This window comes from Pseudomonas sp. AK181 (genome assembly GCF_051122975.1).
Lineage (GTDB): Bacteria > Pseudomonadota > Gammaproteobacteria > Pseudomonadales > Pseudomonadaceae > Aquipseudomonas > Aquipseudomonas lactis.
On sequence record NZ_CP146348.1, the window covers coordinates 4,199,288 to 4,223,574 of the forward strand.

26 protein-coding genes, 1 tRNA gene and 5 pseudogenes are annotated in these 24,287 nt (G+C 55.0%); 13 read left to right on the forward strand and 19 right to left on the reverse strand.

Features of this window, described 5'->3' with window-relative positions; genetic code table 11:
- Positions 1–2: 2 nt before the first annotated feature.
- Complete coding sequence (locus V8689_RS19150; RefSeq protein WP_060765730.1) at positions 3–620, reverse strand: TetR/AcrR family transcriptional regulator; 618 nt, start codon at positions 618–620, stop codon at positions 3–5.
- 134 nt (positions 621–754) lie between these two features.
- Here V8689_RS19150 and V8689_RS19155 point away from each other — a divergent pair, with 134 nt between their 5' ends.
- Positions 755–1,195: a hotdog fold domain-containing protein gene (locus V8689_RS19155; protein WP_056785978.1), complete on the forward strand. Its 441-nt coding sequence runs from the start codon at positions 755–757 to the stop codon at positions 1,193–1,195.
- A gap of 75 nt (positions 1,196–1,270) precedes the next feature.
- Here the strand turns inward: V8689_RS19155 and V8689_RS19160 are convergent, their stop codons facing one another.
- Together V8689_RS19160 and V8689_RS19165 are read right to left on the reverse strand one after the other, a co-directional pair.
- A complete protein-coding gene (locus V8689_RS19160) occupies positions 1,271–2,581 on the reverse strand; it encodes a sensor histidine kinase (protein ID WP_056785981.1) in 1,311 nt (436 codons plus the stop codon).
- On the reverse strand, positions 2,574–3,248 hold the full coding sequence (locus tag V8689_RS19165; protein ID WP_034136049.1) for a response regulator transcription factor: 675 nt from the start codon (positions 3,246–3,248) through the stop codon (positions 2,574–2,576). Before V8689_RS19165 ends, V8689_RS19160 begins: the two co-directional genes overlap by 8 nt.
- Positions 3,249–3,385: 137 nt before the next feature.
- Between V8689_RS19165 and V8689_RS19170 the strand changes: the two genes are divergently transcribed.
- Complete coding sequence (locus tag V8689_RS19170) at positions 3,386–3,559, forward strand: hypothetical protein (RefSeq protein ID WP_164692209.1); 174 nt, start codon at positions 3,386–3,388, stop codon at positions 3,557–3,559.
- A 404-nt stretch (positions 3,560–3,963) separates the two neighbouring features.
- Here V8689_RS19170 and V8689_RS19175 read toward each other — a convergent pair.
- A pseudogene (locus V8689_RS19175) lies at positions 3,964–4,179 on the reverse strand (PLP-dependent aminotransferase family protein); the annotation flags it as partial.
- Between the two features lie 266 nt (positions 4,180–4,445).
- Here V8689_RS19175 and V8689_RS19180 point away from each other — a divergent pair.
- The 4 genes and pseudogenes from V8689_RS19180 to V8689_RS19195 form a co-directional block, all read left to right on the forward strand.
- Positions 4,446–4,568, forward strand: a pseudogene (locus V8689_RS19180) (BrnT family toxin); the annotation flags it as partial.
- A 9-nt stretch (positions 4,569–4,577) separates the two neighbouring features.
- A complete protein-coding gene (locus tag V8689_RS19185) occupies positions 4,578–4,943 on the forward strand; it encodes a BrnA antitoxin family protein (RefSeq protein WP_056786956.1) in 366 nt (121 codons plus the stop codon).
- 211 nt (positions 4,944–5,154) lie between these two features.
- Positions 5,155–5,706, forward strand: coding sequence for a hypothetical protein (locus tag V8689_RS19190; RefSeq protein WP_056785984.1), 552 nt, complete (start codon positions 5,155–5,157; stop codon positions 5,704–5,706).
- Positions 5,707–5,786: 80 nt separating this feature from the next.
- Positions 5,787–6,302, forward strand: a pseudogene (locus V8689_RS19195) (zinc-dependent alcohol dehydrogenase family protein); the annotation flags it as partial.
- Here V8689_RS19195 and V8689_RS19200 read toward each other — a convergent pair.
- A pseudogene (locus V8689_RS19200) lies at positions 6,233–6,391 on the reverse strand (transposase domain-containing protein); the annotation flags it as partial. The pseudogenes V8689_RS19195 and V8689_RS19200 sit on opposite strands and share 70 nt — an antisense overlap.
- Before the next feature lie 374 nt (positions 6,392–6,765).
- Here V8689_RS19200 and V8689_RS19205 point away from each other — a divergent pair.
- From V8689_RS19205 to kefC, 5 genes and pseudogenes are all read left to right on the forward strand, one after another.
- Complete coding sequence (locus V8689_RS19205) at positions 6,766–7,098, forward strand: carboxymuconolactone decarboxylase family protein (RefSeq protein WP_056785986.1); 333 nt, start codon at positions 6,766–6,768, stop codon at positions 7,096–7,098.
- 45 nt (positions 7,099–7,143) lie between these two features.
- Positions 7,144–8,250, forward strand: coding sequence for an alkene reductase (locus V8689_RS19210; RefSeq protein ID WP_056785989.1), 1,107 nt, complete (start codon positions 7,144–7,146; stop codon positions 8,248–8,250).
- A gap of 30 nt (positions 8,251–8,280) precedes the next feature.
- A pseudogene (locus tag V8689_RS19215) lies at positions 8,281–8,498 on the forward strand (tautomerase family protein).
- Positions 8,499–8,605: 107 nt separating this feature from the next.
- Entirely contained in the window at positions 8,606–9,127 is a 522-nt protein-coding gene (gene kefF, locus V8689_RS19220) for a glutathione-regulated potassium-efflux system oxidoreductase KefF (protein ID WP_056785991.1), read from the forward strand.
- The gene (kefC, locus tag V8689_RS19225; RefSeq protein ID WP_056785993.1) at positions 9,128–10,954 is read left to right on the forward strand and encodes a glutathione-regulated potassium-efflux system protein KefC; all 1,827 of its coding nucleotides are present in this window, start codon (positions 9,128–9,130) and stop codon (positions 10,952–10,954) included.
- A gap of 30 nt (positions 10,955–10,984) precedes the next feature.
- Here the strand turns inward: kefC and V8689_RS19230 are convergent, their stop codons facing one another.
- The 11 genes from V8689_RS19230 to V8689_RS19280 form a co-directional block, all read right to left on the reverse strand.
- Positions 10,985–11,314, reverse strand: coding sequence for a thioredoxin family protein (locus V8689_RS19230; protein ID WP_056785996.1), 330 nt, complete (start codon positions 11,312–11,314; stop codon positions 10,985–10,987).
- 66 nt (positions 11,315–11,380) lie between these two features.
- Positions 11,381–12,079: a DsbA family oxidoreductase gene (locus V8689_RS19235; RefSeq protein ID WP_056785998.1), complete on the reverse strand. Its 699-nt coding sequence runs from the start codon at positions 12,077–12,079 to the stop codon at positions 11,381–11,383.
- A gap of 3 nt (positions 12,080–12,082) precedes the next feature.
- Positions 12,083–12,673 (reverse strand): TetR/AcrR family transcriptional regulator, encoded by a 591-nt coding sequence (locus tag V8689_RS19240; RefSeq protein ID WP_056786001.1) that lies wholly within the window; start codon positions 12,671–12,673, stop codon positions 12,083–12,085.
- Between the two features lie 93 nt (positions 12,674–12,766).
- Positions 12,767–13,540 carry an SDR family NAD(P)-dependent oxidoreductase gene (locus tag V8689_RS19245; RefSeq protein WP_056786003.1) on the reverse strand — a complete coding sequence of 258 codons (774 nt, stop codon included), beginning with the start codon at positions 13,538–13,540 and terminating at the stop codon, positions 12,767–12,769.
- Between the two features lie 72 nt (positions 13,541–13,612).
- A complete protein-coding gene (locus V8689_RS19250; RefSeq protein WP_029290780.1) occupies positions 13,613–14,167 on the reverse strand; it encodes an OsmC family protein in 555 nt (184 codons plus the stop codon).
- Between the two features lie 704 nt (positions 14,168–14,871).
- Positions 14,872–15,432, reverse strand: a complete 561-nt coding sequence (locus V8689_RS19255) for a TetR/AcrR family transcriptional regulator (RefSeq protein ID WP_056786009.1) — start codon at positions 15,430–15,432, stop codon at positions 14,872–14,874.
- A 48-nt stretch (positions 15,433–15,480) separates the two neighbouring features.
- Positions 15,481–15,933 (reverse strand): ParA family protein, encoded by a 453-nt coding sequence (locus tag V8689_RS19260; RefSeq protein ID WP_236710113.1) that lies wholly within the window; start codon positions 15,931–15,933, stop codon positions 15,481–15,483.
- Positions 15,934–16,261: 328 nt separating this feature from the next.
- Positions 16,262–17,167, reverse strand: a complete 906-nt coding sequence (locus tag V8689_RS19265; protein WP_032896059.1) for a DMT family transporter — start codon at positions 17,165–17,167, stop codon at positions 16,262–16,264.
- Complete coding sequence (ectB, locus tag V8689_RS19270; RefSeq protein ID WP_236710114.1) at positions 17,157–18,494, reverse strand: diaminobutyrate--2-oxoglutarate transaminase; 1,338 nt, start codon at positions 18,492–18,494, stop codon at positions 17,157–17,159. Before ectB ends, V8689_RS19265 begins: the two co-directional genes overlap by 11 nt.
- Before the next feature lie 49 nt (positions 18,495–18,543).
- The gene (locus tag V8689_RS19275; RefSeq protein WP_056786015.1) at positions 18,544–19,887 is read right to left on the reverse strand and encodes a SidA/IucD/PvdA family monooxygenase; all 1,344 of its coding nucleotides are present in this window, start codon (positions 19,885–19,887) and stop codon (positions 18,544–18,546) included.
- A 126-nt stretch (positions 19,888–20,013) separates the two neighbouring features.
- On the reverse strand, positions 20,014–20,637 hold the full coding sequence (locus V8689_RS19280) for a glutathione S-transferase family protein (RefSeq protein ID WP_056786018.1): 624 nt from the start codon (positions 20,635–20,637) through the stop codon (positions 20,014–20,016).
- Positions 20,638–20,720: 83 nt separating this feature from the next.
- On the opposite strand from V8689_RS19280, the gene V8689_RS19285 reads away from it, so the two are divergent.
- Positions 20,721–21,566 carry a helix-turn-helix domain-containing protein gene (locus V8689_RS19285; RefSeq protein WP_056786021.1) on the forward strand — a complete coding sequence of 282 codons (846 nt, stop codon included), beginning with the start codon at positions 20,721–20,723 and terminating at the stop codon, positions 21,564–21,566.
- A 470-nt stretch (positions 21,567–22,036) separates the two neighbouring features.
- A complete protein-coding gene (locus V8689_RS19290; protein WP_056786026.1) occupies positions 22,037–22,432 on the forward strand; it encodes a hypothetical protein in 396 nt (131 codons plus the stop codon).
- 292 nt (positions 22,433–22,724) lie between these two features.
- Here V8689_RS19290 and V8689_RS19295 read toward each other — a convergent pair whose 3' ends face one another.
- The 3 genes from V8689_RS19295 to V8689_RS19305 form a co-directional block, all read right to left on the reverse strand.
- A complete protein-coding gene (locus tag V8689_RS19295; protein ID WP_056786028.1) occupies positions 22,725–23,066 on the reverse strand; it encodes a ParA family protein in 342 nt (113 codons plus the stop codon).
- A gap of 120 nt (positions 23,067–23,186) precedes the next feature.
- Positions 23,187–23,262: transfer RNA gene (locus V8689_RS19300), tRNA-Asn, on the reverse strand.
- Between the two features lie 33 nt (positions 23,263–23,295).
- On the reverse strand, positions 23,296–24,219 hold the full coding sequence (locus V8689_RS19305) for a LysR family transcriptional regulator (protein ID WP_056786031.1): 924 nt from the start codon (positions 24,217–24,219) through the stop codon (positions 23,296–23,298).
- Positions 24,220–24,287 lie beyond the last annotated feature (68 nt).

Genomic DNA, 24,287 nt, shown 5'->3' on the forward strand with positions numbered 1-24,287 from the left:
GACTAACTCAGGCTGATCGACTTCCACGCCGCTTCAGCCAGCAGTTCGCGGTATTCAAATGGACTCTTTTTGACCTTGGCCGACAACCACGCACGCGAGTAACTTTCCGCCGCGCCGATAATCAACGAGGGAATCAGTTCTGGCGGCAAGTGACTGAAATGCTCCTTGCGCCCTTCCCCGCTCATCCATTCCTTCAACTGCTGGTTGCGCTGTTTGTTGCGTGCAAGCAACTCTTCCTTGAACGGGCCGCTGGACACGGCAAAGCGGCTTTGGAACACAAACCGCGCCCAATCCGGCTGTTCAGTCACCCATTCAACATAGCTGTACACCAGCCCGACGACGCCCGCATGGGCGGTATCCGCCGTTTGCAGATAGTGGTCACGCAGGCTGGCCTGGTCCTCCAGCGCCGCAAAGAACAGCGCAGCGACCAGGCCCTCTTTATTGCCGAAGTGGTGATAGATAGCGCCCACGCTGGTGTCGCAGCGCGCGCGAATGGTTTCGATAGAGGTCGCCTCGATGCCCACCTCGTTAAAACACGCCAGTGCTTCGCGCAGGATGATGCGCTTGAGGTCGCTGCGCCTGCCGGGGAAGGTGCGCTCGATAAGATCGGTGGAGTGCATGGAAGAGGGCCAAATCAAAACAGTTTATAGGCTGAGCGCCCGGCAGAGAAAGCTCAGGTTGACAGGTATCGAATTTACAGAATATTGTTCCGTTACAGAATATTATTCTGCAACTGACCCTTGAGGATATTCCGATGAGCCAAGCCCTGAGCATGTTCAATAGCGTAGGCCCCGCCGCATTCAGCAACCTGGCCTGCCAGATGGCCCCCTACTTCAGCACCATCACGCCCGAGATCGCGGAACTGAAGCCCAACCATGCGGTGGTCACTGTGCCGTTTCGCAAGGAAATCACCAATCACCTGGCCTCCGTGCACGCCATCGCGCTGTGCAACGCTGCCGAACTCGCAGGCGGTATGATGACCGACGCCTCCATTCCCGCAGGTGCGCGCTGGATTCCCAAGGGCATGACCGTGGAATACCTGGCCAAGGCGAAAACCGATATCCGCGCCGTGGCCGATGGCAGCGCGATCGACTGGCAAACCGCCGGCGACAAGATCGTCCCGGTAGAGGTGTTCGATGCGAGCGGCATCAAGGTATTCACTGCCCACATCACCATGAATGTGAAACTCGCTTAGGCACTCAGTCGTTCAGTACCCCGCCACCGCGCAGGCAGGCCAGCTCACTCACCCGGTGAAATGCACAGCCTGCCTTTACCCTACCGACTCCACAGCCCGCAACTTCACCACATCAAGCATGACCGTAAACCGCTGCTGCTCACGAATCACCTCAATCTGCCAGCCCAGCTTTGCGCATAACTCGCGCATCAACTGCAACCCCAGCCCATAGCCAAAATCATCGGACTCCTGCTGTGGCCCCGTCTCCCTGATGTGATTGGCGATCATCAGCCGCGGGTATTTGAAGCGGATTTCCACGGTGCCTTCTTCGGCGTATTGCAGCGCATTGCGCAGGAAATTGCCGATCACGATGCGGCAGGCGGTAGGAGGCAATCGGCAAGGGCCGTCGTGGATGTCGATGCTCAGCTCAATATCCCGGTTACCGATCAGGTAGCGGTGTTTTTCAATCAGCTCGCCCACCAGTTCGCTCAGGTCAACGTCTTCTTCCGGCAGGGGCTCGGGACGTTCGCGGCTCATCCACAGCAATGTCTCGGCGATCAGTTGCATGTTCATCACCGAGCGTTCTATGCGCTGCAATGAGGCCGGCAGGGCTCCGCCCGATTGCAGGGCCAACAATTCGATTGTGGCCTTGAGCACCGCCAGGGGCGTTCGCAGTTCATGGCTGGTGTAGCGCAACAAGCGGCCTTCTCGCTCGCTGGCGGCCTGAACCTGCTCAACACTTTTGGCCAGGGCATCGGCCAGCATATTGAACTCCTTAAAGCTGAAACCCGGCCGTGTGCCGGCCAGTGCCTCAGGATCTTTGAGTGTGCCGGACCATTGCACCAGGCGCCCCAGCGGCCGAACCAGCCACCAGACCAGCAAGGCGATGATGATCAGCGCCGGCACGAATACCGCCAGGCTGATGAACTTGACACTCTCTATGACCTGATCGAAATAGGCGTCAGACAACGGCGTCTCCACCTCCCCGCCTGCTTCCTTATCGTGGTCGATGTCGTACATGTAGAGGGTTTTGCCGTCACCCAGGGGCTGTTCGAGGATGATCTGGAACGGCTCATCGTCGTCATCGGAATAGAGATCGCCGAAGATATTCACCGCGCCGAAGGACAGGCTCGGCGATGTCGTGAGCAACTCGCGCACGTCCTGCGGCAACGCCTCCTTGCCGATGACGCTGGTATAGAAGTAATTGTGCGGCGTCGGCGTGGTCGGGTCCTGTTTGTAGTGCCGGAGAAAATACTGGGCTTCCTCCTCCATCATCGCGCTGGCGGTGTAGAACAGGCCGCGTACAGTGAATTCAGGCAGCAGCTTGCTGTAGATCACCAACACCACCGCAATCAAACACAGGAAACTGCCACTGATCACCCACTTCAAGCTCAGGCCGTTACGCATGGGGTTTTACCTGAATGCCGACACCCGCCAGGGTATGGATCAATGGCCGGCCAAACGGTTTGTCTACCGCCTTGCGCAGCCGGTGCATATGCACTTTGAGGGTATTGCTGTCGGGCGGCTCATCGCCCCAGATTTTGCTTTCCAACCGCTCCCTGGGAACAGGCTCGGGGCTGGCGCGCATCAAGTGCTCCAGCAAGGCCCAGCAGATAGGTGACAGGTGCAGCTCCTGCCCTGCCCGGCTGACTTTGCGGGTGGTCAGCTCCATGACCAGGTCGTCCACTTGCAGGCGGCTGGTCTGGCCGCTGCGCCGCAGGCTCAAGGCGCGAATCCGCGCCACCAGCTCGGCGAGTTCGAACGGCTTGACCAGATAGTCGTCGGCGCCGGCGGCAAAACTGGCGAGCTTGTCCGGCAACGCATCCAGCGAGGTCAGCATCAGGATGGGGGTCTGGATGCCTTGCTGGCGCAACCCTGTGCACACCTGCTGGCCGTCCAGGCGCGGCAGCATGATGTCCAGCAAAATGACGTCGTAATGCTGGTTGAGCGCCAGGTTGAGCCCGGCCTGGCCATTACTGGCGTGATCGCAGACGATGCCGCTGATCTCCAGGTACTCGATGACGGTGGTGGCCAGGTCCAGGTTGTCCTCGACCAGCAGCAGATGAATATGCACGGAAAAAACCCCTCGGGCAGGCAGTGCGCAGCGGTGTGAAGGATAGCGGAAGTCGGGCGCTTTCCCGTGATGTTTACCTGACGTTAACCCCGTGCTGCTTAGGCTAAGGCTCTTCTTATCCAGAGCTCGTCACCGTCATGAACCTGTATTCGATGATCAAAGGGGTGCTGTTAGCCGTGATTTTCCTCGCGCTGATGGTGGGCATCCTTCCACAGCAAACGCAGTTGGTACGCATGGGAGGCAATGGCTGGTTTCTAGTGGGCCAGAACGTTGAGCAGACAGGGTCGTGTGATGTCGCCCGTGCGTCGTGATGAGGTTGCCGCCAGCTATACCGGCCAGTTGGTCGCCTGCGTGGTGCTGATTATTGGCGTGGCGGTTTCGATGGGTATCTATATCGCGCGCTTGAATGCGCATGTGGATGAGCAACGCGACCTGTCCTCGGTATACCTGCCCGACTGCCCTGACGGCCGCGGTGGTTTTATGGTGTATCCCGATGAAAGGCGAAGCGGTGACCAATGCTATACCGCCGGTGAGGATGAATCGATGGATGTCGATGAGGCGCAGCGGCTATCCGGCTCGAACCTGGCGCAAGGGTTCGACTACCTCCTGCCTGCGACCTCTGTAGGAGCGAGCTTGCTCGCGAAAAACGTCAACGATAACGCGTGCTTCCTGAATGAACGCGGCGCCTGTGAGTTTTTCGCGAGCAAGCTCGCTCCTACGAGCCTATTGCTCTGGCCAGCCGCCGCATGGCTGTTTCGATTTCATGGGCGGTCAAGGATGAATACCCCAACAGCCAACCTTGTCTCTCCTCCTCGCCTGCGTACAACCGACTGAGGCCGGGTAACTGCACGCCTGCGCTGGCAGCTTGGCGGATGGTGTTTGCCTCCGACCAGCCATCGGCCAACAGGCAGGGCATCTGCAGCCCGCCATGGATTGGGTTGGTGGCGTACGTCGCGCTTAACGGGCGGTTGCCGCGTCGGGTGCTTGCTGCTCGTGAAAACGCTGCAAACTGAGGCTCCACGACCTGGGCTCAAACCCAGCCCGCCTACCACTCAAACGCTTCGATATGACATTCGGTCATGTCTATACACGCCTTCCGACAAAGAAAACAGAACCTGGCTACGTAAACAGACGCCCGTTGCGCACGGAAATCCCCAGGCAATCTCTGCAAGATTAAGCTCCAACTGATCGGAGGGGATCACGGGCACTGACGCATACGGACGCGTGCTGGTAATGGCCTACACCTACGGCGATCCCAATTTCGTGCGCATCATCAGCGCCCGGCTTGCATCCAAAAATGAACGGCGCCAGTACCTGGAGGTTTGCGCCATGAAAGACGAATACGACTTCAGTAACGCCAAGCGCGGCGCCATCGCCAGCAACAAAGGCAAAACCTGTATCACGATCATGCTGGACGATGCTGTGATCGAAGCCGCCCGTGAACGTGCCCAGAGTGCAGGCACCGGCTATCAGACCGTGATCAACAATCTACTGCGACAGGCATTGGTTTCACAGGACACCTATAACCTAGCGCCAGCCTCGAAGAAACAAGCCAAAACCTTGCAAGTCCTCAACAATGGCATCAGCGTCTCAGAGGTCGAAGCGTTGGAACAGCAGTTGATAGCGCTCGCTGGAGAATTGAACCGAATGCTTGTTAATCCACTGCCTGCCAAATCAAAAAGCAAACCTGTCTGAATCGAAGGGCTAGAGTTGGCTTCTTGCGAATCGCGCCATGCAGGCCAAATCCTAGGCAAAAAAAGCCTGCACCTCTGCAGCGCGCCTTCCGAGCAAGAGTCTCTCCCCGGTATCCTAGCTGAGCCAGACGCTACCAAGGCGGCCAGGAAAAAATTCGGTTTTGTGGAAGTTGTTTCTATCAGGTCGATGTAATTCATAGGAAATGAAAGCCATGTACTTCAAGTTCATCACTCTGCTCGCACTCGCATTGCTCACTGGCTGCACGACAATCCCCTACGAAAAACCGCAAGACCGGTTGAACATCCAGAAAGATCTGTCTTTAAAACCTGAGGAAATCGTCACAATGACCCAGGTAAATTGGTGCGCCTACGCCTATGGAGAAGTGACGCCTTGCCACCCTCAGGAAGCGCTGGGGGTTCAGACTCGCACGAAATTGATATTGGCCAGTTACGACAAGCCCCACTACAAAACAATGGTTGAAGTACAAGCCAGCGACGTCGTGTGCGCGCACTTACAAACGCCGGTAGATACCGCTCCAAATCTGTTTTTGTTCGCCCAAAACTATGCCGTACAGATTTGGCCAGTAGAGCCGAATTTTAAGCCGGATATCGCGAAGAAAAAACTCATCGTCGATACCATGCTCCAATCAGGAAAGCGAACTTTGGTGGGCACTGAAAAGGATTATGTGAGCGACACGGGGCGAGGGAGAGCGGGGATGACGATGACCTCTATCGTAAACCTGGTTAATCCTTGTTCGCTTTGAAACTGTAAGGTGACCGTCCGGCCCACTCACCGTAAGCGTCTGCCGAACACATCTTGCACTCGCCCGTCTTGGTGCGGAGGCAAACCGTCTTGGTTCAGGGATCTGGAGGTGTTTCTGTTTTTGCAGCACAAATTGCTACAGCTTTGGGAGCCAAGGTTATCGTTACCTCCAGCCGTGATGAAAATCTGGAGGCTGTAAAAAAACTGGGCGCTGTTGCGGGTATAAATTATCACACTACCCCTGAGTGGGCAGAGGACGTTCTGAAGCTCACTGACGGCAAGGGAGTGGATCTCCTGCTGGACGTGGCATGCGGTGACGGCATCAATCAATCGATTGCTGCAACAAAGGCAGGTGGACGTATCGCACAGATCGGCTTTCTGACAGGCCAAACCTCTACCTTGAACCTGATGCCTATGATTTTCCGGCAAACAACGATTCGCGGCATAGCCGTTGCTCCACGCTCGGCATTTGACCGAATGAACGAGCACAAGATTCGCCCGGTAATCGACCACGTGTATCCATTTGATCAAGCACGCGAAGCGTACGAACATTTGGCCAGAGGCGCCTTTGGTAAGGTAGTAATCAAAATTGCGTAGGACCCAGCCGCTTCAATCCCACTCGCCCGCTGCGACGGCAGGCGCGTGAGCACGTCCTTCAAATAAGCATGCGGATCATGCCCGTTGATGGCGTCATGCTAAGCGTCTGAATTGCTGGGTCAAATCCCAAGCAAAAAAAGCCTGTATCTCTACAGGCTTTTTTCTATCTGGCTCCACGACCTGGACTCGAACCAGAGACCCAATGATTAACAGTCATTTGCTACCTGTTAGTCACACCGGTGCCACGAAAAACGTGGTGGAGACATAGAAACGCTGTGTAGCGCGAGCGCATGAACGCATCACGCCATGAAAGTTAGTCTCCTTCCAAAACAGCGTAAAGCCGCCTATTAAATTACATTGATATTAAAAATCGACATGGACTCGTTGAAACCCTACCAACTGGATGGTAGCTTTGTTTCAGATTTTAAACCCCTGCAACCCACGACATCCCTGTGAGAATCCCATGCAAGACTGGAAGCAAACCCGAAAAGACATCAACACTCGTTTGGTAGAGCTGAACGGCTTGTCACCTGAAACCATGAAGGGTATGGCCGCCCTCGGTGCCGCCGCAAGCAAAACCAATCATCTGGACGCCAAGACTCGCGAACTCATCTCCCTCGCAGTGGCCGTGACGACTCGCTGCGATGGCTGCATTGCATTTCACGCCGCTGAAGCAAAGAAGCTCGGTGTAACCAGTGAAGAGGTCGCCGAAGCACTGGGTGTAGCTATCAACATGAATGCCGGTGCCGCGCTGGTCTACAGCACCCACGTACTCGACGCGTTCGATAAGTCTTAATTCAAACGCCGATTTTCTTTCCCTTCAACGACGTCGAGATTAATCATGAATAAGCTGTTCACCCCTTACGATCTGGCCGGTACTCCGCTGAAAAACCGTGTTGTCATGCCCCCCATGACTCGCACCCGAACCTTGAACAACATAACGAATAAATCCAACGCGCTTTACTACGCGCAACGAGCCTCTGCGGGCTTGCTGATCACCGAAGGCCTGCCTATTTCCGATGAGGCTCGCGGCTATCTGTACACCCCTGGCATTTACGAAGATGTGCACTTACCAGGCTGGCGCAAAGTGACTGACGCGGTGCACGCCAAAGGCGGGAAGATTTTCGCGCAGCTCTGGCACGTAGGCCGTATGTCCCACACCTCGGTACACGGCATGGCGCCAGTCTCATCGGGCACGGTGCCTGCGGTAGATACCACGGTGTATGCCTGGATTGAGCCTGGCAAATCCGGCCCGGTACAGCCCAGCATTCCACGTGCGTTGGAAACTGAAGAAGTGAAACGCGTCATCGCGGACTTCGTGAAGTCCGCACGGATGGCCATGGACGCCGGCTTTGACGGTATCGAAATCATGGCAGCCAACGGCTTCCTGTTCGACCAATTCCTGAGCAGCGCCCTGAACACTCGTACTGATCAGTACGGTGGCTCTATTACGAACCGTCAACGCTTCCTGCTGGAAACGATTGATGCGATTGCTGCTGAAATCGGCGGATCGAAGATTGGTGTGCGCTTCTCTCCGTTTGGTCGATTGTATGACTTCGGTGTGTACGAAGGCGAAGAAGAAACCTGGATGAGCATGGCGGCCGCCCTCAACGAAAGAGAGCTGGCATTTGTGCACCTGAACTACCAACCGACCATCCTCGCCGCGCAAACGCCACCAGGTTTCGGCGCTGCATTCCGTGAAGCGTACAAGGGCACCTTGATGGCTGCGGGCGGCTTCACCAAAGAGATTGCAGAGTCTGAGTTGGCCAAAGGCGAGCTAGATCTGATTGCCTTTGGCACCGCCTACATTGCCAACCCTGATCTGGTAGAGCGTATGCAGAACGATTGGCCATTGGCCGAGGGTGATCGCGCGACCTACTACGGTGTAAGCGGTTCGATTGATAAGGGCTACACCGACTATCCGGAATACGAAGCGGCCAAAGCCTGAGATTCCTTCACAAACATTTAGGAGAACACCATGCCAATCGTAACTATCAAAGGGATTGAAGGCGTTTTTTCCGATGAGCAAAAAGCTGAAGTGATTCGCAAAGTAACTGACGCTATGGTGTCGGTTGAAGGCAAAACATGCGCGCCCTTACGTGGGTCATCTTCGAAGAGGTAAAAAGTGGAGACTGGGGTATTGGTGGCAAACCTGTGACCGCCCAGGAAGTATTGAAGCTGCAAGCCGGCGAGTAAGGCTTCACCTTCAGGTCATTAGCTCCCTGTTCTTTGAGTCCGGCCATGCTCGACGAACAGGGAGCTTTTCCGTTCTTAAAGAACGCCAGGTTTGTGGGGACTACTCCGTGATTCTGATCATTTACGCCCATCCTTACCCTGATAAATCCAATGTCAACATGTTGATGCTCAAGCTGGCAGCCAATAATCCCGATGTCGCAATCCGTTCGCTGTACGACCTCTACCCCGATTTCAATATCGACGTTGAAGCTGAGCAGAGGGCGGTGGAACAGGCAGACCTTCTGGTTCTGCAACATCCTATGTATTGGTACAGCTATCCGCCCCTTTTAAAGCTGTGGATCGATAAGGTCTTCACTCAGGGCTGGGCCTATGGCGCCGACGCTGGTGCTTTAAAAAACAAAAAACTGCTGTGGGCCGTAACCACTGGCGGAGAGCATGATCATTTTGAAGGCGGCGACCACCCAGGTTTTGCGGTGCTGTCCCAGCCCATTCAGGCGACGGCGAATTACTGCGGGATGCATTGGTTGAGTCCAGTCGCAGTCCATGGTGCTTACAGAGCAGATCAAAGCGCATTGCTTAAACAGATCCGCAATTATGGCGAGCGCCTGACGTCATGGAGGGAAGATTGAATGGACACTCACAGCCTGATTGAAATGCTCATCTACCTGGGCTCCGCAGCCTTGATAGTCCCAATTGCCGTTCGCTTAGGGCTGGGCCCGGTTCTAGGCTACCTGATAGCTGGCTGCCTGATCGGCCCCTGGGGTTTAAAGCTTGTGACCGATGTCGAATCCATCCTGCACTTTGCTGAGATTGGCGTGGTGTTGATGCTGTTCATCATTGGTCTCGAACTCGACCCCAAGCGTCTTTGGGCTATGCGCCGCATGGTCTTCGGCGGCGGCGCGTTGCAGATGCTGGCATGCGGTGCGGCCATCGCAGTTTTCTGCGCTGCACTTGGCTTGAATTGGACGGCTGCGTTGTTGGTAGGGCTGACGTTGAGCCTGTCGTCGACTGCCATCGCCATGCAGGCCATGAGCGAGAGAAACATGAACGCCACCGCAGTGGGTCGCAGCAGCTTCGCCGTGTTGCTTTTCCAGGACATCGCGGCGATTCCTCTAGTGGCCATGATCCCACTGCTGGCCGCAAACGGTGGTACGCCCTCAAATGCAGAGCTGGCCCTGTCCTCTGCCAAAATCGTGGGTGCAATTGTCGCAGTGGTTCTCTTGGGTCAGTACGTCTCTCGGCCCGTCCTTCGCTTTGTAGCGCGCTCAGGCCTGAGAGAAATCTTTAGCGCCGTCGCACTGTTCCTGGTATTCGGTTTCGGCCTCTTATTGGAAGAGGCCGGTTTATCCATGGCCATGGGCGCTTTCTTAGCCGGCGTTCTCTTGGCCAGCTCGGAGTATCGCCATGCTCTGGAAAGCGATATCGAACCCTTCAAAGGACTGTTGCTAGGTCTGTTTTTTATCGGTGTAGGGATGTCGATTGACTTCGGCACGCTGATCGATTCGCCACTGAAAGTCATCACTCTGACCTTGGGCTTCATCCTGATCAAACTGCTCGTGATTAAGCTCCTGGGTCGCTTTCTGAATGTCCCTAGTGACCAGCGTTCATGGCAGGCGGTGTTCCTTGGCCAAGGCAGTGAGTTTGCCTTTGTAGTCTTTGGCGCAGCGACCGTCGCCGGCATCCTGGTCGACCCTTGGGGTAAGAGCCTGACGCTAGCGGTAGCGTTGTCGATGTGCGTGACGCCTTTGTTGATCCTTTTGCTCAATCACCTGGAGTCGTCGAGCAAACAGGGCAGTAATGAAGCTGACACCATTGATCAGAGCAATCCTCGGGTCATCATTGCTGGTTTCGGTCGATTCGGTCAGATCGCTGGGCGTCTGTTGATGTCCTGTGGTTTTGAGGTAGTGGTCTTGGATCATGATCCAGACCACATCGAGACGCTGCGTAAGTTCGGGGTCAAGGTGTTCTACGGGGATGCCACCCGCCTCGATTTACTGCACGCTGCGGGTGCTGCCCAAGCGGTGGTGCTGATCAACGCCATCGACAATCAAGACGATAACCTTGCACTGACCAAGTTGGCCCAGGAGCATTTTCCATCCCTAAAACTGGTGGTGCGCGCTCGAGATATGGGGCACATCATTACCCTACGCCAGATGGGTGTGGAAGAAGTCGAGCGTGAAACCTTTGAAAGCGCGTTGTCCCTCGGGCGCAGGGCTTTGGAGCAACTTGGGATAGGACGCTACGAGGCTCGTGAGCGTGCAGATCGATTCCGCCGCCTGAATATGGATATGCTGGAGGAGATGGCCGCTCAGCCCGAGGATGATTCCGAATTCAAGTACGACGCTTACAAACGAGCCAACGCTTTACTAACGGAAATATTCAATGAAGACCGCGCTCATCCAATTGATGCCGGCCCAGGAAAAGTGAGCCTTGCGCATAGGGAGACAGGTAGCTGATTTGACTTATAGGTCGCGCAGGATGCTTGGTTAGCTAGCATCTTCCAGCTCAGTGATGATTGCTTTTTTCAAGGCCGAAACCGATTTAGACCCAGCGAAGACTTTCAGCAGTCGGCCTTCGTGGAACACTGCCAAGGACGGCACAGATCGAATGCCATACATCTGCGCAATCGTCGGCGATACCGCAATATCAATCTTTCCAAAGACTGCGAGAGCATGGAGCTTTTCCTCCAAGTCGATGAAGACTGGCTTCATCTCTTTACAAGGTTTGCACCAGGATGCTGAGAACAGTACGACACTGCTGCCTTTGGCAACAAAACGGGAAAATTGGGGAGCGCTCAATTCAACGATACGGCTCATTTGGATCTCACATGTTGTGTTAAGGAAAAGGGGGGCACGTTCTGAGGCCCCCCGTTCCGTTGTCCATCAAATTTCGCAGCCATCGATGCCGCAGACTTGGCCCATCAATGAGCTATCCTCGGTTCTCTCTTTAGCAACCATTTGATTCAGCGCTTCAAGAAAGGCCGCTTCTGGCTGAGCGCCTGACACAGAGAACGTGTTGTTGAAGACAAAAAGTGGCACGCCGGAACCCAGTTGGGCTGCGAAATGCTCGTCCTCCTCCATCTCCACGCGCAGCTCCACGGATGACCACGCCAACTGAATTGATTCATCGGGCACACCTGTCTCCTTCGCGATCGACTCCAAATTGGCGCGATCAAAAAGCGACTTGCCGTGACTGGTACTTTGCTCGTACAACGCCTCAACAAGGCGCTTCTTCACTGTCGTGTCTTCAACTGCTTTCACCAGGACATGAGCATCCGCTGTGTCACCAAACATCATGGTGTCGAAACGGTAATCCAGCCCATCAGCCTGGCCATATTTACTGACCGTACTCATCATCGCTTCTGCGGAGCCTGGGTTGCCGAGCTTACGTTTCAGTGCCGCTATCATCGGTTCAGGGGTGTGATTTGCAGTCAGTCGATAGGCCCGAATGTTGACCTGTACATCGTCCTTCTGCGGGAAGTTTTCGAGCGCTTTTTCAAAACGACGCTTGGCAATCCAGCACCAGGGACACACGTAATCAGACCAGATATCGACTACATATTTTTTCGAAGGGATTTGCATATTTTATCCTGCACGGAGAAGTGAAGATTGCATTGCGGCCATTTCAAGCAAATGGTTAAAGCCAGCCAACGGGTCGGCTGAGCAACCCAGTGTCCAATCAATGAGGCTTGCTCCCTCCAACATGCTCAGCAGCATGAAGGCGAAGCTCTCAGCAGTGGTTCCAAGTAACCAGTTGTGCTGCCGGACTGCGTCATTTAGGGTGCTTTGGAGCCAGGCGAGCTGGGAATTAAAGAAGTCCCTGGTAAGTCCTTGTAGCGACAAAGGCAACGCAGCCATTTCCGCCGCCAAGGCACCGCATAACGGCAGCAGCCCCTCATTCGCGCTGATCACGAAAAGTCGGGAAAAAGCCTGCAAGCGCTGCAGTGGCTCGGGATGCATGATCTCGATTGACAGCAATGTCTCGTTGAAGCGAGCGATGTAGTCGTTGATCAGCTCCGCGCCCAAGCACTCCTTAGTAGGAAAGTGATGGTGAATGCTGGCTTTTCTAATGCCGACTTTCGCTGCGAGATCCGCGTAACTGAACGCTGAGTAACCCTTTGAGCGCATCTGGGTTTCCGCGTAGCTAAGCAGCGCGGCTTTTGTCGTGATAGACATTTGAAACTCCTACAGCCAGCACCCTTGTCACCGAAGCAGCCTGCTGGAAAGCGCCACGTTGAGAGGCGCTACACAGGGCGCTTGCCTCGGTGTTTAGGCACGCACCGCCATCACCCCTGCATCAACGTCCCAGACAGCACCAGTCACCCAGGAGGTTTTATCGGAGAGTAAGAAGAGGATGGTGTTGGCAACGTCTTCAGGAACACCGACTCGCCCCAGTGGGTGGAAGTCGTTCAGCGACTTCATCGCATCCGGGATCGCGTCCTTATCCATGAAACCTTCATAAATCGAGGTGTGAACGATACCCGGCGAAACGGCATTGACTCGGATACCTGAGTGAGCCAATTCAATTGCCAGATTTCGAGTGACTGCGTGCAGGCCCGCCTTAGCCATCGAATAAGCGGTTGCTGGAGAGCCGGCCAGCGCAGCTTGCGCGCCAATCGAACCAACGTTGACAATGGAGCCTTCGCGCTTGGCAGCAAGCATATTTTTGACCACTGCCTGCGTGATAAAGAATGTGGCGCGGTTCAGATCCAGATACATGTCGTAGTCAGCCTCATCGTGCTCGATGAAAGGCTTCGGAATGAATATGCCTGCAGAGTTCACCATGAAGCCGATGTCACTGTGGTTGGCATTGATTTCGCTGCGTACATGATTCATCCCTTCCTCGGTCATGAGGTTGGCAACGATCACTGATACGCTCCCCAGCGGACTCAGCTCGGCGCGCACAGCATCGGCTTTATCCTGTTTACTGCCGGTGAGAACCACGCTGCCACCCGCCTTTAAAAACTGGCGCGCTGTTTCCAGCCCCATGCCGCTCGTGCCGCCGACGACCAACAGCTTTTTGCCTTTAAAAAAATCGTTCATTACAGACTCCGGTATCAGATAAGTGAGAGGTGGTCAGCGGCCAGGTGCCGTGCTGACCTGTGACCAGGACAGTTAGCCTTCAATGACTTCGAGCTTAGGGAGCATGCGGATGGCTTTAGAGAAGTTGGCGTAGTTGACCGAAGTCTTGAGCACCACGTTGTGCAGCTCCTCAACACGCTCACGCGAAGCATCTGTGTGCAGGCGAATCACGACACTCACCTCGTCGTAGCCTGGGTTAACGCTTTCGTCGATCCCCAGGAAGCCACGCAGGTCGAGAGTGCCGTCGGTCTCAATTTCCAAGCTGTGAATCTTGATGCCCATCATTGCGGCATTGGCGGCATAGCCGACAGACATACAGGCGTTTAGAGCAGCCATCAGCAGCTCCTGAGGATTGGGCGCGGTGTTCTCGCCCAGCAATTCATTCGGCTCATCGGCTGCAATTTCAAAATCGCGGGAATAGGTCTCACCGGCCAAGCTGTAACGGCTGACTTTGGCTACAGAACGGGTCTGACCCTTCCAAGCGGTTTTAACGTTGAAGCTTGCGTGGCGCTTGGTCGCATCACCAGCAACGCCTTCGGCGAAATTCTGCAGTGCGGCGACATCGATACCATTCAGGTTGCTGCTCATGTGGACGTTCCTCTTCAGATAAGCCGGACGATTAGACCGGAAGAGAAACAAGCCTACCAAGTAGTAGGTTGGCTTACAAGAGAGATGACGATACCAATAGCTTTGTAAATTTAGGCTTCATAGAGGAATTGGGAATATTGATGGCAAAGCAATGGGTGGTGTGATCAGTAGAATCACCGAGAGCGGCGCCATGGCAAGACATCGCACGGCTCTATGCATCGGGGTAGGTTTTATGCAATCGTGCAGGAGTGACGGCATGGTGCCATCATCACATGGATAGAAATCAGGGAGGCTTTATGACTGTTTATGTAACCCCAGGCAACGTGCTGGGACGAGACGGGGGGTCGTTTCAAGAGGTCACTTTAAACGCAGCTAAGAGCGCGGTTGACGCTCGTCATGGGCGGTATTGTACGATCCGCGACCACGAAAAGGCGCCTCCTACAAGCAAGCCTTCACGTCATTGGTTGCAAATCTATCGCACACCAGATAATACCGAGTGATCTATCCGGTGGGTTTCAGTCCGCGCTAATTGAAACAATCGTAGATCGGCTCGCGACCTTGAAACAAATGATTCAAGGTCGCTTGCTCTTGGCAGGCGGCCAAATCGAGAAGCTACTGGAAGATGTACCAAAAATACATCGATGAAAGATGCCACCTAGAAAGGGAGTGAGAGGTAGAGTCGATAAACTCGCTTGCTAGAGCGTTCAGCGACGAAGGGTAGATAAAATCAAATCAAACCCCGACGAGTTCTCGTAATCATCGCTCATCGCCCAAGAAACAAAGCTCGCACCCTCCAGAGTATTCAGTATGAATCTTGAAACCCTGGATACATCCAGGTCGGCTTTAAGCTCTCCTCGATCTTGACCCTGCTTAATATTTGCTTGAAGCCAACTGAGATGGATCTCAAAGAAATCCTTTGTCATTTCTTTGAGGCTTTCAGGCAGGGCCAGAAGCTCTGCGGCCAGGGCTCCACAGAGTGGAAGCATCCCGTTCAGGCTGCTGTGAGCGAACATCAAGGCGAAGGCATTCAGCCGGTCGACAACACTGACGTGTTCATCATTGATAGCGTCCAGCTGCTTTTGAAACCGGAACAGGTAGCTCTCGACGATGGCAATTGCCAAGCCTTCCTTGGTGGGGAAGTGATGGTGAATACTCGCCTTTTTAATGCCGATGTCGTCCGCAAGGTCGGCATAGCTGAAGGCCGCGTAGCCCTTCGTGCGCAGCAGAACCTCGGCGCTGGTCAAAAGGTCTGAACGTGTACTCATGATTCTGAATCCAAATTTATCATCTGGGCATCATAAATTAGTCACACATCATAAGACAGCGTCCGAACTCTGAACTGAGCTAGCTATGCGATTTGCCGATTTCGAACACAATGGAGCGTGCGCCCTGGGTGTCGACAGGATCAGATCGAAATCCTGAGCGAACGTCGTTATCAAATTCTTGAGGCGAAAGCGTCCATCAGCAGCATGAAACAACAAACTTCCAAGCTGATTTAACGGATCATTCTGATGGATCACTGAGAGATTAGGGATGCAGGTCTTGGAAATGACCTGATTGGCACGCGTCTCGTCATTGGCGATCAGTTGGTAGTTCCCGCGCCGCGTCTCATACGTTAGCGTATAGAACGAGGACATTGACGGCTGGGTATCGAGGTCGATGAGTAAGGTCCGAAGACCCGCGTCGGCACAGAACACGCCTAGATTGGCGCCAGCCGCGGTTTTCCCCGGCCCGCCTTTGGTTGAAACGACTGCTGCGACTTTCATTGGCCTTACCTCTAAATCGAAGGATTAGAGATGGCGTCATGCTAAGCGCGCTAAGCGTCTGAATTGCTGGGTCAAATCCCAAGCAAAAAAACCTGCATTTCTGCAGGCTTTTCTCTATCTGGCACGACCCGGACTCGAATAGAAAACAAGTAAAAGTTTTACAAAGACATTGTACAAAATATATAAAATTATATCCCTGAGGTTATCCTAATTAATCCGATACTTTATGGAAACTCCTGGATCACCATGAACACCGCAGTTGCGTGCATTCCGCTTACCGATTGGGGGCACGCAACCAGGTTCACAGATGCCGTGCCCCCCTCATCCGTCAGATAGCCTCGGGTAAGTTCTGAGCCTTTTCTGGCGGTTTGATTGAGCCGATGTACACCGCGAAGATAGTCAGTAGCGCGCCGGCGATCTGTAGCGAGGAGCTTGCCTTGCCGAGAAAAGCGACGTCGATGAAGTAAGTGATCACCGGTTCGAGCAGCAGGATCAGTCCGGCCAGCCCCAGGCTGAGGGCGCCGATCGAACGATTGACCAGCAGCCAACCGACGAATTGCACCAGTACCCCGTAAATCACCAGCATCACCAAGGTTTGCCCGTCCACGATGGCCAGGCTTTCCCCCGTCGCCAGCGCGTATACCAGCAATACCAGGGCTGCCCACAGACTCAAGTTGAGCATCTGCGCAATCTTGTCACCGCCACCATCAGGCAGCTGAGTATTGAGCTTCAGGAAGTACACGCAAATGGCATACGCCAGCCCCGACAGCACCCCATACACCACGCCTTTGATCCCGACTCCGCTGGTCATTTCTGGCAACAGCAACAGGTACAGCCCAACGAAGGCCAGCGAGATGGAAATCAGGAAGTAGATAGAGGGCTTTTCCTTCAACAGGTACAGCCCCAGCAAGGTCATGAAGAACACCTGGCAGTTGGTCAGGATCGATCCGATGCCCGGGCCAACGATGTAGATGCTCTGATGCCACAGCACCAGGTCGATCGCCAGAAATACTCCGGCCAATGCGGTATAGAGCTGGGCCTTGGCGCTTTTGAGTCGCACCGGCGTCTTGCGCACCTTGAGGAGCAGGAAGAACAGGATCGAGGCGATCAGCATCCGATAGAATCCGGCACCACCGGCGCCGATATGGGCGAAAGCTACCGCCAGTGCTGACAGGCTGAGCATCAGCCCGCCGATGGTCAGCTCGATGATTGCCCGGTTGTTATTAGTCGACATGGGAGACCTCATTGGTAAAGCGCAACGTATCTGTATCCGTGTCCGATTCGCTGGACGAGGGGTATTCCAGCACCTGCTGCATGGCCTCGAAAATGCTCGCCAGTCCGCTCTGCAGGGTTTCTGCGTCGATGGTCAGGGCCGGCATCAACTTGAGCACCTGATCTTGCGGGCCGCAGCGCTCGATGATCAATCGGCGCGTAAAGCACGCGCGCGTGACCGCGGCGGTCAAGGACGCATCGTGGAACTCGATGCCATAAAACAGCCCGCGCCCACGCACCTGCTTGATATGCACAGCGAAGCGCTCGGTGACCTTGGCGAACCAGGACTTCAGGAGCGTTTCATTGGCCTGGATGTGCTTGACCAGACGGTCGTCGCTCCAGAATTCCTGCAAGGTTTTGGTCGCTGCGACGAAGGCCAGGGTGTTGCCACGGAAGGTGCCGTTGTCTTCGCCGGGCGACCATTGATCCAGCTCTGGACGATGCAGCAGCAGGGCGAACGGCAGTCCGTAACCACTGAGGGATTTCGACAGGCAGACCATGTCTGGGGTGATACCGGACGGCTCGAAACTGAAGAAGGTCCCGGTGCGGCCGCAACCGGCCTGGATATCATCGATGATCAGCAGGATGTCGTGCTCAGCCGTCAGTTTGCGCAAGCGCACCAGCCAGTCGGAAGACGCTACGTTGATCCCGCCTTCGCCCTGAATGGTTTCCAGAATCACCGCCGCCGGAAGATCCATGCCGGAGCTATTGTCGTTCAGCAAACGTTCGAAATACTCGACGGAATCCAGACCTTTTAGGTAACCGTCGTAGGGCATGCGGAACACATAGGGATCGACGCCAGGTTGGCGATTATCGCGGTTGCCGGTCAGCCCCAGCGAGGTGTTCGACATCCCGTGAAAGCCATTGGTGAACGCGACGATGTGCTGCCGCCCAGTGACCTTGCGCGCCAGTTTGATGGCCGACTCCACCACGCTGGTGCCCGTGGGCGAGGTGAACTGCATTTTGTAAGACAGCGCCCGCGGCTCAAGAATGATCTTGCGCAAGTTGAAGAGAAACTCCTGCTTGGCCCGGCTGTGCATGTCCAGCGCCGCCTGGATCCCGTCACGCTGCAAGTAATCGATTACCGCTGCCTTGACCGGTTTAGGGTTGTGACCGTAGTTGACCGAGCCGGCGCAACTTAGAAAGTCGATGTAGGCCTGCCCTTTGAGGTCGTACAGATAGCTGCCCTGAGCCTGGTCGAAGACCACCGGGAAACTGCGGCAATAACTTCGCGCCTGGGACTCGACCTCGGCAAATATACCCAACTCATCCATTCCTGAAATTTCCATTTACGGCCTACTCATATAAGGGGTCGAGGTGCATGCGATCAAAGGCGACTCAGGCGATTTTTTCTGCGGCGTCTTCCAGCCCCAGTTGTTCGCTCAACGACGTGAAAATTTCCCGGGCCCGCAGCGACAACAGGCTGAAGGAGCCTGCATCGCCGTAGCCGTGGGACGACTCGCACAAACCGTTGAGGTAAAGCGCCGGTAAGTTGCAGCCTGCGCGCGCGGACAGGCGATAATCACGTCCGATGCGAATCACGCCCTGGGCATCACAGTCCAGGCTTTCGGCCAGGTCGCGCAGAATGGCGGGGAAACGTTCGTCTTGGGCGCCGGTGCCCAGGTTGCGGAATCCGGTAGCCAGCACGACAGCGTCCAACTCAGGCAGTTGTTCGGTGGTCCCGGCCTGGGTGTCCAGTAGCATCAGCGAGTAGCTGTGGCCGGTGGCTGTGCAAGCCTGGATGTCACTGAAACTCTTGATGGTGGTTCTGTTTTTACCCTGCAACTTGTCCTCATACATGCCTACATACAACTCCGAGATCACGTCGGCGTCGGCGGCGGAGTAGTTGGTGTAATGCAAGTGGCGGTTGATGTTCTTCTTCGCTTCGGCGGAACTGTTGTAGTACTGGTCAACAAAGGACGGGAAGTACACATGCTCGCTGAACTGGCTGGTGTCCTTGAGGCGGAAACCGTAGCCGCGCTGGATGTTGATGATCTCGAGGTGCGGGTAGCTATGGCGCAGGTGCAGCATGATCTCGATCGCACTCTGGCTGCCGCCCACTACCGCGACCCGCTTCAACTCGCGCTGTTGCGCTAGTTGCGCCAACCGCCCGAGGTACTGGGTCAAATGGAAAACCTGGTCGGCGGCGCAGTCGGTGAATGCCTGCGGGATCACGGGTGTCCGCCCGGGTGCGACGACCAGCGAGCGGGCAAAAAACTTGCTCCCGGTTTGCGTAGTCACGCAATACAGGTTGCTGACAGGGTCTGCCTGAATCGATGTCACGGCCTGGTTGTAAACCACGTCTTTGGCAAAGAAACCCGCGACCCAGCGCACGTACTCGGCGAATTCGCTGCGCAGCGGAAACTCCAAACCAAGATTGAGGTGCTCGAAAAGCCGATCATTTTCGAACAGGAAGTTGGTGAAGGTGTAGCGGCTGCGCGGGTTGCGTGGCGTCACCAGATCGCGGCTCGGATGATTCTGGATATCGCTGCCCGACAGCATCATCTGCGGTTGCCATTTGGTACTGCCCTGGCGCTCCAGGAACAGGCGTGTTCCGGCAAAGCCTAATTCTTCCAAGGCAATGGCCAAGGCGATGTTCGCGGGCCCAAAACCTATACCGATGACATCGTAGACTTGCCCGTCACGCCCTGAATCACTGGTATTAACGTTATGAACGCTCACGGCTTTATCCCCATTTATTACAAAAGTCAGACTCGGCAAAGCAGAAAAGCCCCTGAGGTCTTTCCTGCATGCGGTCAACAAAAGTTGTTTATCGTTATCTTTAATCGATATCGGTAGTGCTGTTCTTTAAACTTCTTGTGCCGCCAGCTTCAACCATTGTTGTACCGGTGCATACGCCAGGATGTTGTCGACATATCCCTGCAGTTGTGCCGGTATGGCAATGCCATAACGACGGAAACGAAATACCACCGGAACAAACATGGCATCGACAATGCCGAAGTCGCCGCAGAGGAACTGCTTCGAACCGCTCAGCGCGCGCAGGTTGTTCCAGATATCGAACACGCGCATGACTTCTTCACGCGTCTGGGCGGTAAGCGTTTCAGGGGTATCACCGGTGCTCAGGCCGAACGACATCTGTGTGCGCAGGTGCGTGAAGCCGGAGTGCATCTCCGCCGCTGCGGCGCGCGCGAGTGCTTTGACCTGCGGGTCCTGGGGCCAGAGGTTGGCGCCAGGATAGGCGTCGGCAACGTATTCGCTGATGGCCAGGCTGTCGTTGATCACTATGCCATTGAGTAACAGTGCCGGGACTCGGCCAGAAGGCGAGTGTTCGAGGATTTGCTGGCGGGTGTCGCTCTGTTCCAGTTTCAGCTGAAGGGTTTCAAACGAAACGTCGGCTGTCACAAGAACCAGCCACGCACGAAATGACCATGACGACTTATTAAAATCCCCAATTACCAGTTTTGTAGACATCGCATCCCCTAGCTTGTTTTATGAAATAGGTGCTAAATTTAGCGACCTTTTTTTCATACGTATTGCACAAAACTGGACAATGGATGGACGGGATTCGCAGTGAAAAAGCCCCTCAAAAAGATAAGGATTTTGTTCAATTCTGGCGTATACCCGAAGGCGACTGCGAGTTGCTATCTGCGCGTTATAGCACCCAATCTTTCGGCCGACATTCACATGACAGATACGCTATCGGCGTTATAAGTAGCGGTGTTGAAAAGCTATTTTATCGCGGCAGTTACTACATGGGTATCGCTGGCAGTGTGGTCACCATTACCCCAGGGGAGATCCACGACGGCTTGCCAGGCCACGATGAGGGCTGGATGTATCGAATGCTCTATATCGACCCCGAATGGGTCAATCGCGTGGTGTTTCAAGGGCGCTTTTCAGAGGATCATATTCATCTTTTTCAAACAGCTCTGAGCCAGGCCCCCGACTTCGCCCGGATCTTTTTGCATCAACATCAACTCATTGAAAAATCCCCACCTAGCCTTGAGCGGGAAACTATCCTTCTGGATCTGGTGACAGCGCTTTTCGAGCGCAGCGGAGCGCCCATCGAACCCGTCAGTGCGGCTGAGCAGCACGCAGTGCAAAAGATCAAGAAGAAGCTCGAAGACGAGTTCGACAAACACCTGTCGCTGGAAGAACTGGCGCAACTGGTGAACCTCGACCCTCTTTACCTGATCCGGGTGTTCAAAAAAAGCGTTGGCATCTCCCCCCACAGCTATCAAATCCAGAAAAGAATCGCCCAGGTCCAAAAACTGCTGCGCACCGGGTCCAGTCTCGCAGAAGCGTCATTCACTTGCGGCTTCTTCGATCAAAGCCACATGACCCGGGCCTTTAAAAAAGTAGTCGGCATTACGCCGGGCAGTTTCCGTAACAGCAGTGCCTGAGCCTGTAAGTGCCATCTTGGATGTTGACCTTGCCGTAGTGCTCGGTCTCACGTTTTAAGCGCGTTAAGCCGGCCAAAAAATGGCCTCGCGCACCAGTCATAAATCTAAGGCGTAGCCACAGGCAAATCGGATCAATTTGGCTGTCATTAGCTCCCTCAAACGTGTCCAGAACGCGCAGTTCACTAGATGCCGCACGTTTCCTGCAAGATTCCAAGAAACGTCTGACTGGATCGCCATAACGTTTAAGTCGATTATCTGGACTGGTTCGCTGTCGTAGACAGCACTTGCCGAGGTGACATGGATCTTGAAGGTCACCACGCTATCCGTGTTGATCAGCTGCAGTTCGCAAAGCATTCGGTAGCGCGGATAGTCGTCGACATTCTCGCCGACCGAATGCACCAACCCTCACTGTGACGGGAACCTGCCGTCAGGTGGGGTCTTTACGTCACTTGCCAATCGCAGGAGACATGATGAAAATATCGCTTAATCTATACGACGCTCTGACATCCATCAGCGTGCCAAATGATAAAGCTAAAGCTGTGGTAGATGCTTGGGAGGCCGATGTGCAACAACTAGCATCCAAATCTGACCTAAAACGAACCGAGTCCCGTCTCGAGGGTTCGATTTCTGAGCTACGTACGGATCTCACTGCCTTGATTAAAGAACAAGGTGCTGCCATCAAAACTCAAGGAATCGAGCTACGTGCTTTGATTGAACGTCAAAGCAGCCAATTCGAAGGGGCTGTCACTAAGCTGGAGTCAAGCATGACGCTTCTGCGTTGGCAGTTTTGGCTCCTGGTTCTCTGTTTTGGCTTCCCCATTTTGAAGAGCCTTTACGAGGTTTACGGGAAAGTCGTCACTTCTTGATCCATCGCGACACCCTCAGACATCAGTAACCAACCGATGGCCTATTAGCTTTAAGACGCCGGCCTTGTCCGTGTCCTGATTCATACCTATTCAGCCCATGCGGGGAATACTCCCCGTACGGGCGACATGTCTCTCCGTTTTGGGCTTTTTTCGCAGAGACACATGAAAACTCGAAAACCTCACCTCGCTGCAAACTCAACTGTTCAAACTGCCAGTCGTCTTCACAGAGTGCTCTTGGCATGAAGCCGCCTACCTAGAGCAACCTGCGAGCTTCGGAGACTTGGGCAGCCGCTTAGGCGACACCCTCGAGGCTGCCTATACACGCGTCTTCCCCCCGGTGTCGACAAGGATAAAATCGAAATCTTGAGCGAACGCCGGTATCAAATTCTTGAGGCGGAAGGATGCAGGTCTTGAAAATAACCTGATCGGCACGCGTCTCGTTATTGGCGATCAGTTGGTAGGTCCCGCCCGGCGCCTCATGCGTTAGCGTATAGAACGAGGACAGTGACGGCTGGGTATCGAGATCGATGAGTAAGGTCCGAAGACCCGCGTCGGCGCAGAACGCGCCTAGATTGGCGCCAACCGTGGTTTTCCCCGGCCCGCCTTTGGTTGAAACGACTGCAGCGACTTTCATTGGCCTTACCTCTGAATCGAAGGATTAGAGATGGCGTCATGGGAAGCGCGCTAAGCGTTTGGATTGCAGGGTCAAATCCCAAGAAAAAAAAGCCTGTATCTCTACAGGCTTTTCTCTATCTGGCTCCACGACCTGGACTCGAACCAGGGACCCAATGATTAACAGTCATTTGCTCTACCAACTGAGCTATCGCGGAATGCGCCGTATGTTACTGATTAAAAAGAAGAAGTCAAGCATCCTCTGACGCTTTCCGTAAATCGCGCCCCTGCTCGCTTGAATACGACGGTTCCCTGGCCAGCTCCAACCAGGCCCGTGCCGCCGGTGGCAGGTGGGCGCTGGCGCGCCAGGCCAGGGCGATGTGCCAATCGGTGTGGGGTTCGTCCAGGGGGATCAAGGCGATGCCGGGGTGTTGGTGTTTGTGCGCCAGCATCCGGGGCAGGAAGGCGACGCCCAGCCCAGCGGCGACCAGGTCGACGATAAAGTCTATTTGCCCACTGCGAGCGGTGACTTTGGGGGTCACGCCTTTGCGTTCGCAGGCGCTGAGGATCTTGGCATTGAGGGCAAAGCCGGCTTCGAACAGAATGAACGGCGAGTCGGCCAGGTCAGTGAAGTCGATGCGCTCGCGCTGACCCAGTGGGTGGCCCATGGGCAACACGGCGATCAATGGCTCGTTGCGCACCGGTTGGTAGTCGAAGCCTTCATCAACCGGCAGCAGCAAGGCGGCGAGGTCAACCTCCCCCGCTTCCAGGCATTCGCGCAGTCTTTTACTGCCGTACTCGGTCAGTTCGATGTCGATGCCCGGGTAGCGGCTGCGGTAGGTGGCAAACATGGCCGCGAACAGCACGCCGCACCCTACCGGCGGCAGGCCGATGCGCAGCACGCCGCGCTTGAGGCCGCGCAGGTCGTTGATTTCAGCCATCAGGTCGGCGCGTTCGGCGAGCATTACCAAGGCGCGGCGGTAGGCAATTTCGCCGGCGGCGGTGAGTTCGTTCTTGTGGCCCAGACGATTGAGCAGTGGCATGCCCAATTCGTCCTCCAGGGTCTTGACCGCTTTGCTGACGGTGGACTGGGTGAGGGCAACCACTTCGGCCGCCTGGGAGAACCCGCCCTGGCGCACCACTTCGACAAACGCACGCAAGGTTCGCAGGTTCATCAGTATTCCTTTGGCGACTGGATGGCAGTGATAAAAGTTGTTTTCATCATGGCATAACTTTGCTTAGG

Excerpts from the sequence above, each read along its gene's own strand:
- V8689_RS19150 (WP_060765730.1), bottom strand. The coding sequence starts at position 620 with ATGCACTCCACCGATCTTATCGAGCGCACCTTCCCCGGCAGGCGCAGC.
- V8689_RS19155 (WP_056785978.1), top strand. The coding sequence starts at position 755 with ATGAGCCAAGCCCTGAGCATGTTCAATAGCGTAGGCCCCGCCGCATTC.
- V8689_RS19160 (WP_056785981.1), bottom strand. The coding sequence starts at position 2,581 with ATGCGTAACGGCCTGAGCTTGAAGTGGGTGATCAGTGGCAGTTTCCTG.
- V8689_RS19170 (WP_164692209.1), top strand. The coding sequence starts at position 3,386 with ATGAACCTGTATTCGATGATCAAAGGGGTGCTGTTAGCCGTGATTTTC.
- V8689_RS19185 (WP_056786956.1), top strand. The coding sequence starts at position 4,578 with ATGAAAGACGAATACGACTTCAGTAACGCCAAGCGCGGCGCCATCGCC.
- V8689_RS19190 (WP_056785984.1), top strand. The coding sequence starts at position 5,155 with ATGTACTTCAAGTTCATCACTCTGCTCGCACTCGCATTGCTCACTGGC.
- V8689_RS19205 (WP_056785986.1), top strand. The coding sequence starts at position 6,766 with ATGCAAGACTGGAAGCAAACCCGAAAAGACATCAACACTCGTTTGGTA.
- V8689_RS19210 (WP_056785989.1), top strand. The coding sequence starts at position 7,144 with ATGAATAAGCTGTTCACCCCTTACGATCTGGCCGGTACTCCGCTGAAA.
- kefC (WP_056785993.1), top strand. The coding sequence starts at position 9,128 with ATGGACACTCACAGCCTGATTGAAATGCTCATCTACCTGGGCTCCGCA.
- V8689_RS19230 (WP_056785996.1), bottom strand. The coding sequence starts at position 11,314 with ATGAGCCGTATCGTTGAATTGAGCGCTCCCCAATTTTCCCGTTTTGTT.
- V8689_RS19235 (WP_056785998.1), bottom strand. The coding sequence starts at position 12,079 with ATGCAAATCCCTTCGAAAAAATATGTAGTCGATATCTGGTCTGATTAC.
- V8689_RS19240 (WP_056786001.1), bottom strand. The coding sequence starts at position 12,673 with ATGTCTATCACGACAAAAGCCGCGCTGCTTAGCTACGCGGAAACCCAG.
- V8689_RS19245 (WP_056786003.1), bottom strand. The coding sequence starts at position 13,540 with ATGAACGATTTTTTTAAAGGCAAAAAGCTGTTGGTCGTCGGCGGCACG.
- V8689_RS19250 (WP_029290780.1), bottom strand. The coding sequence starts at position 14,167 with ATGAGCAGCAACCTGAATGGTATCGATGTCGCCGCACTGCAGAATTTC.
- V8689_RS19255 (WP_056786009.1), bottom strand. The coding sequence starts at position 15,432 with ATGAGTACACGTTCAGACCTTTTGACCAGCGCCGAGGTTCTGCTGCGC.
- V8689_RS19260 (WP_236710113.1), bottom strand. The coding sequence starts at position 15,933 with ATGAAAGTCGCAGCAGTCGTTTCAACCAAAGGCGGGCCGGGGAAAACC.
- V8689_RS19265 (WP_032896059.1), bottom strand. The coding sequence starts at position 17,167 with ATGTCGACTAATAACAACCGGGCAATCATCGAGCTGACCATCGGCGGG.
- ectB (WP_236710114.1), bottom strand. The coding sequence starts at position 18,494 with ATGGAAATTTCAGGAATGGATGAGTTGGGTATATTTGCCGAGGTCGAG.
- V8689_RS19280 (WP_056786018.1), bottom strand. The coding sequence starts at position 20,637 with ATGTCTACAAAACTGGTAATTGGGGATTTTAATAAGTCGTCATGGTCA.
- V8689_RS19285 (WP_056786021.1), top strand. The coding sequence starts at position 20,721 with ATGGACGGGATTCGCAGTGAAAAAGCCCCTCAAAAAGATAAGGATTTT.
- V8689_RS19290 (WP_056786026.1), top strand. The coding sequence starts at position 22,037 with ATGAAAATATCGCTTAATCTATACGACGCTCTGACATCCATCAGCGTG.
- V8689_RS19295 (WP_056786028.1), bottom strand. The coding sequence starts at position 23,066 with ATGAAAGTCGCTGCAGTCGTTTCAACCAAAGGCGGGCCGGGGAAAACC.
- V8689_RS19305 (WP_056786031.1), bottom strand. The coding sequence starts at position 24,219 with ATGAACCTGCGAACCTTGCGTGCGTTTGTCGAAGTGGTGCGCCAGGGC.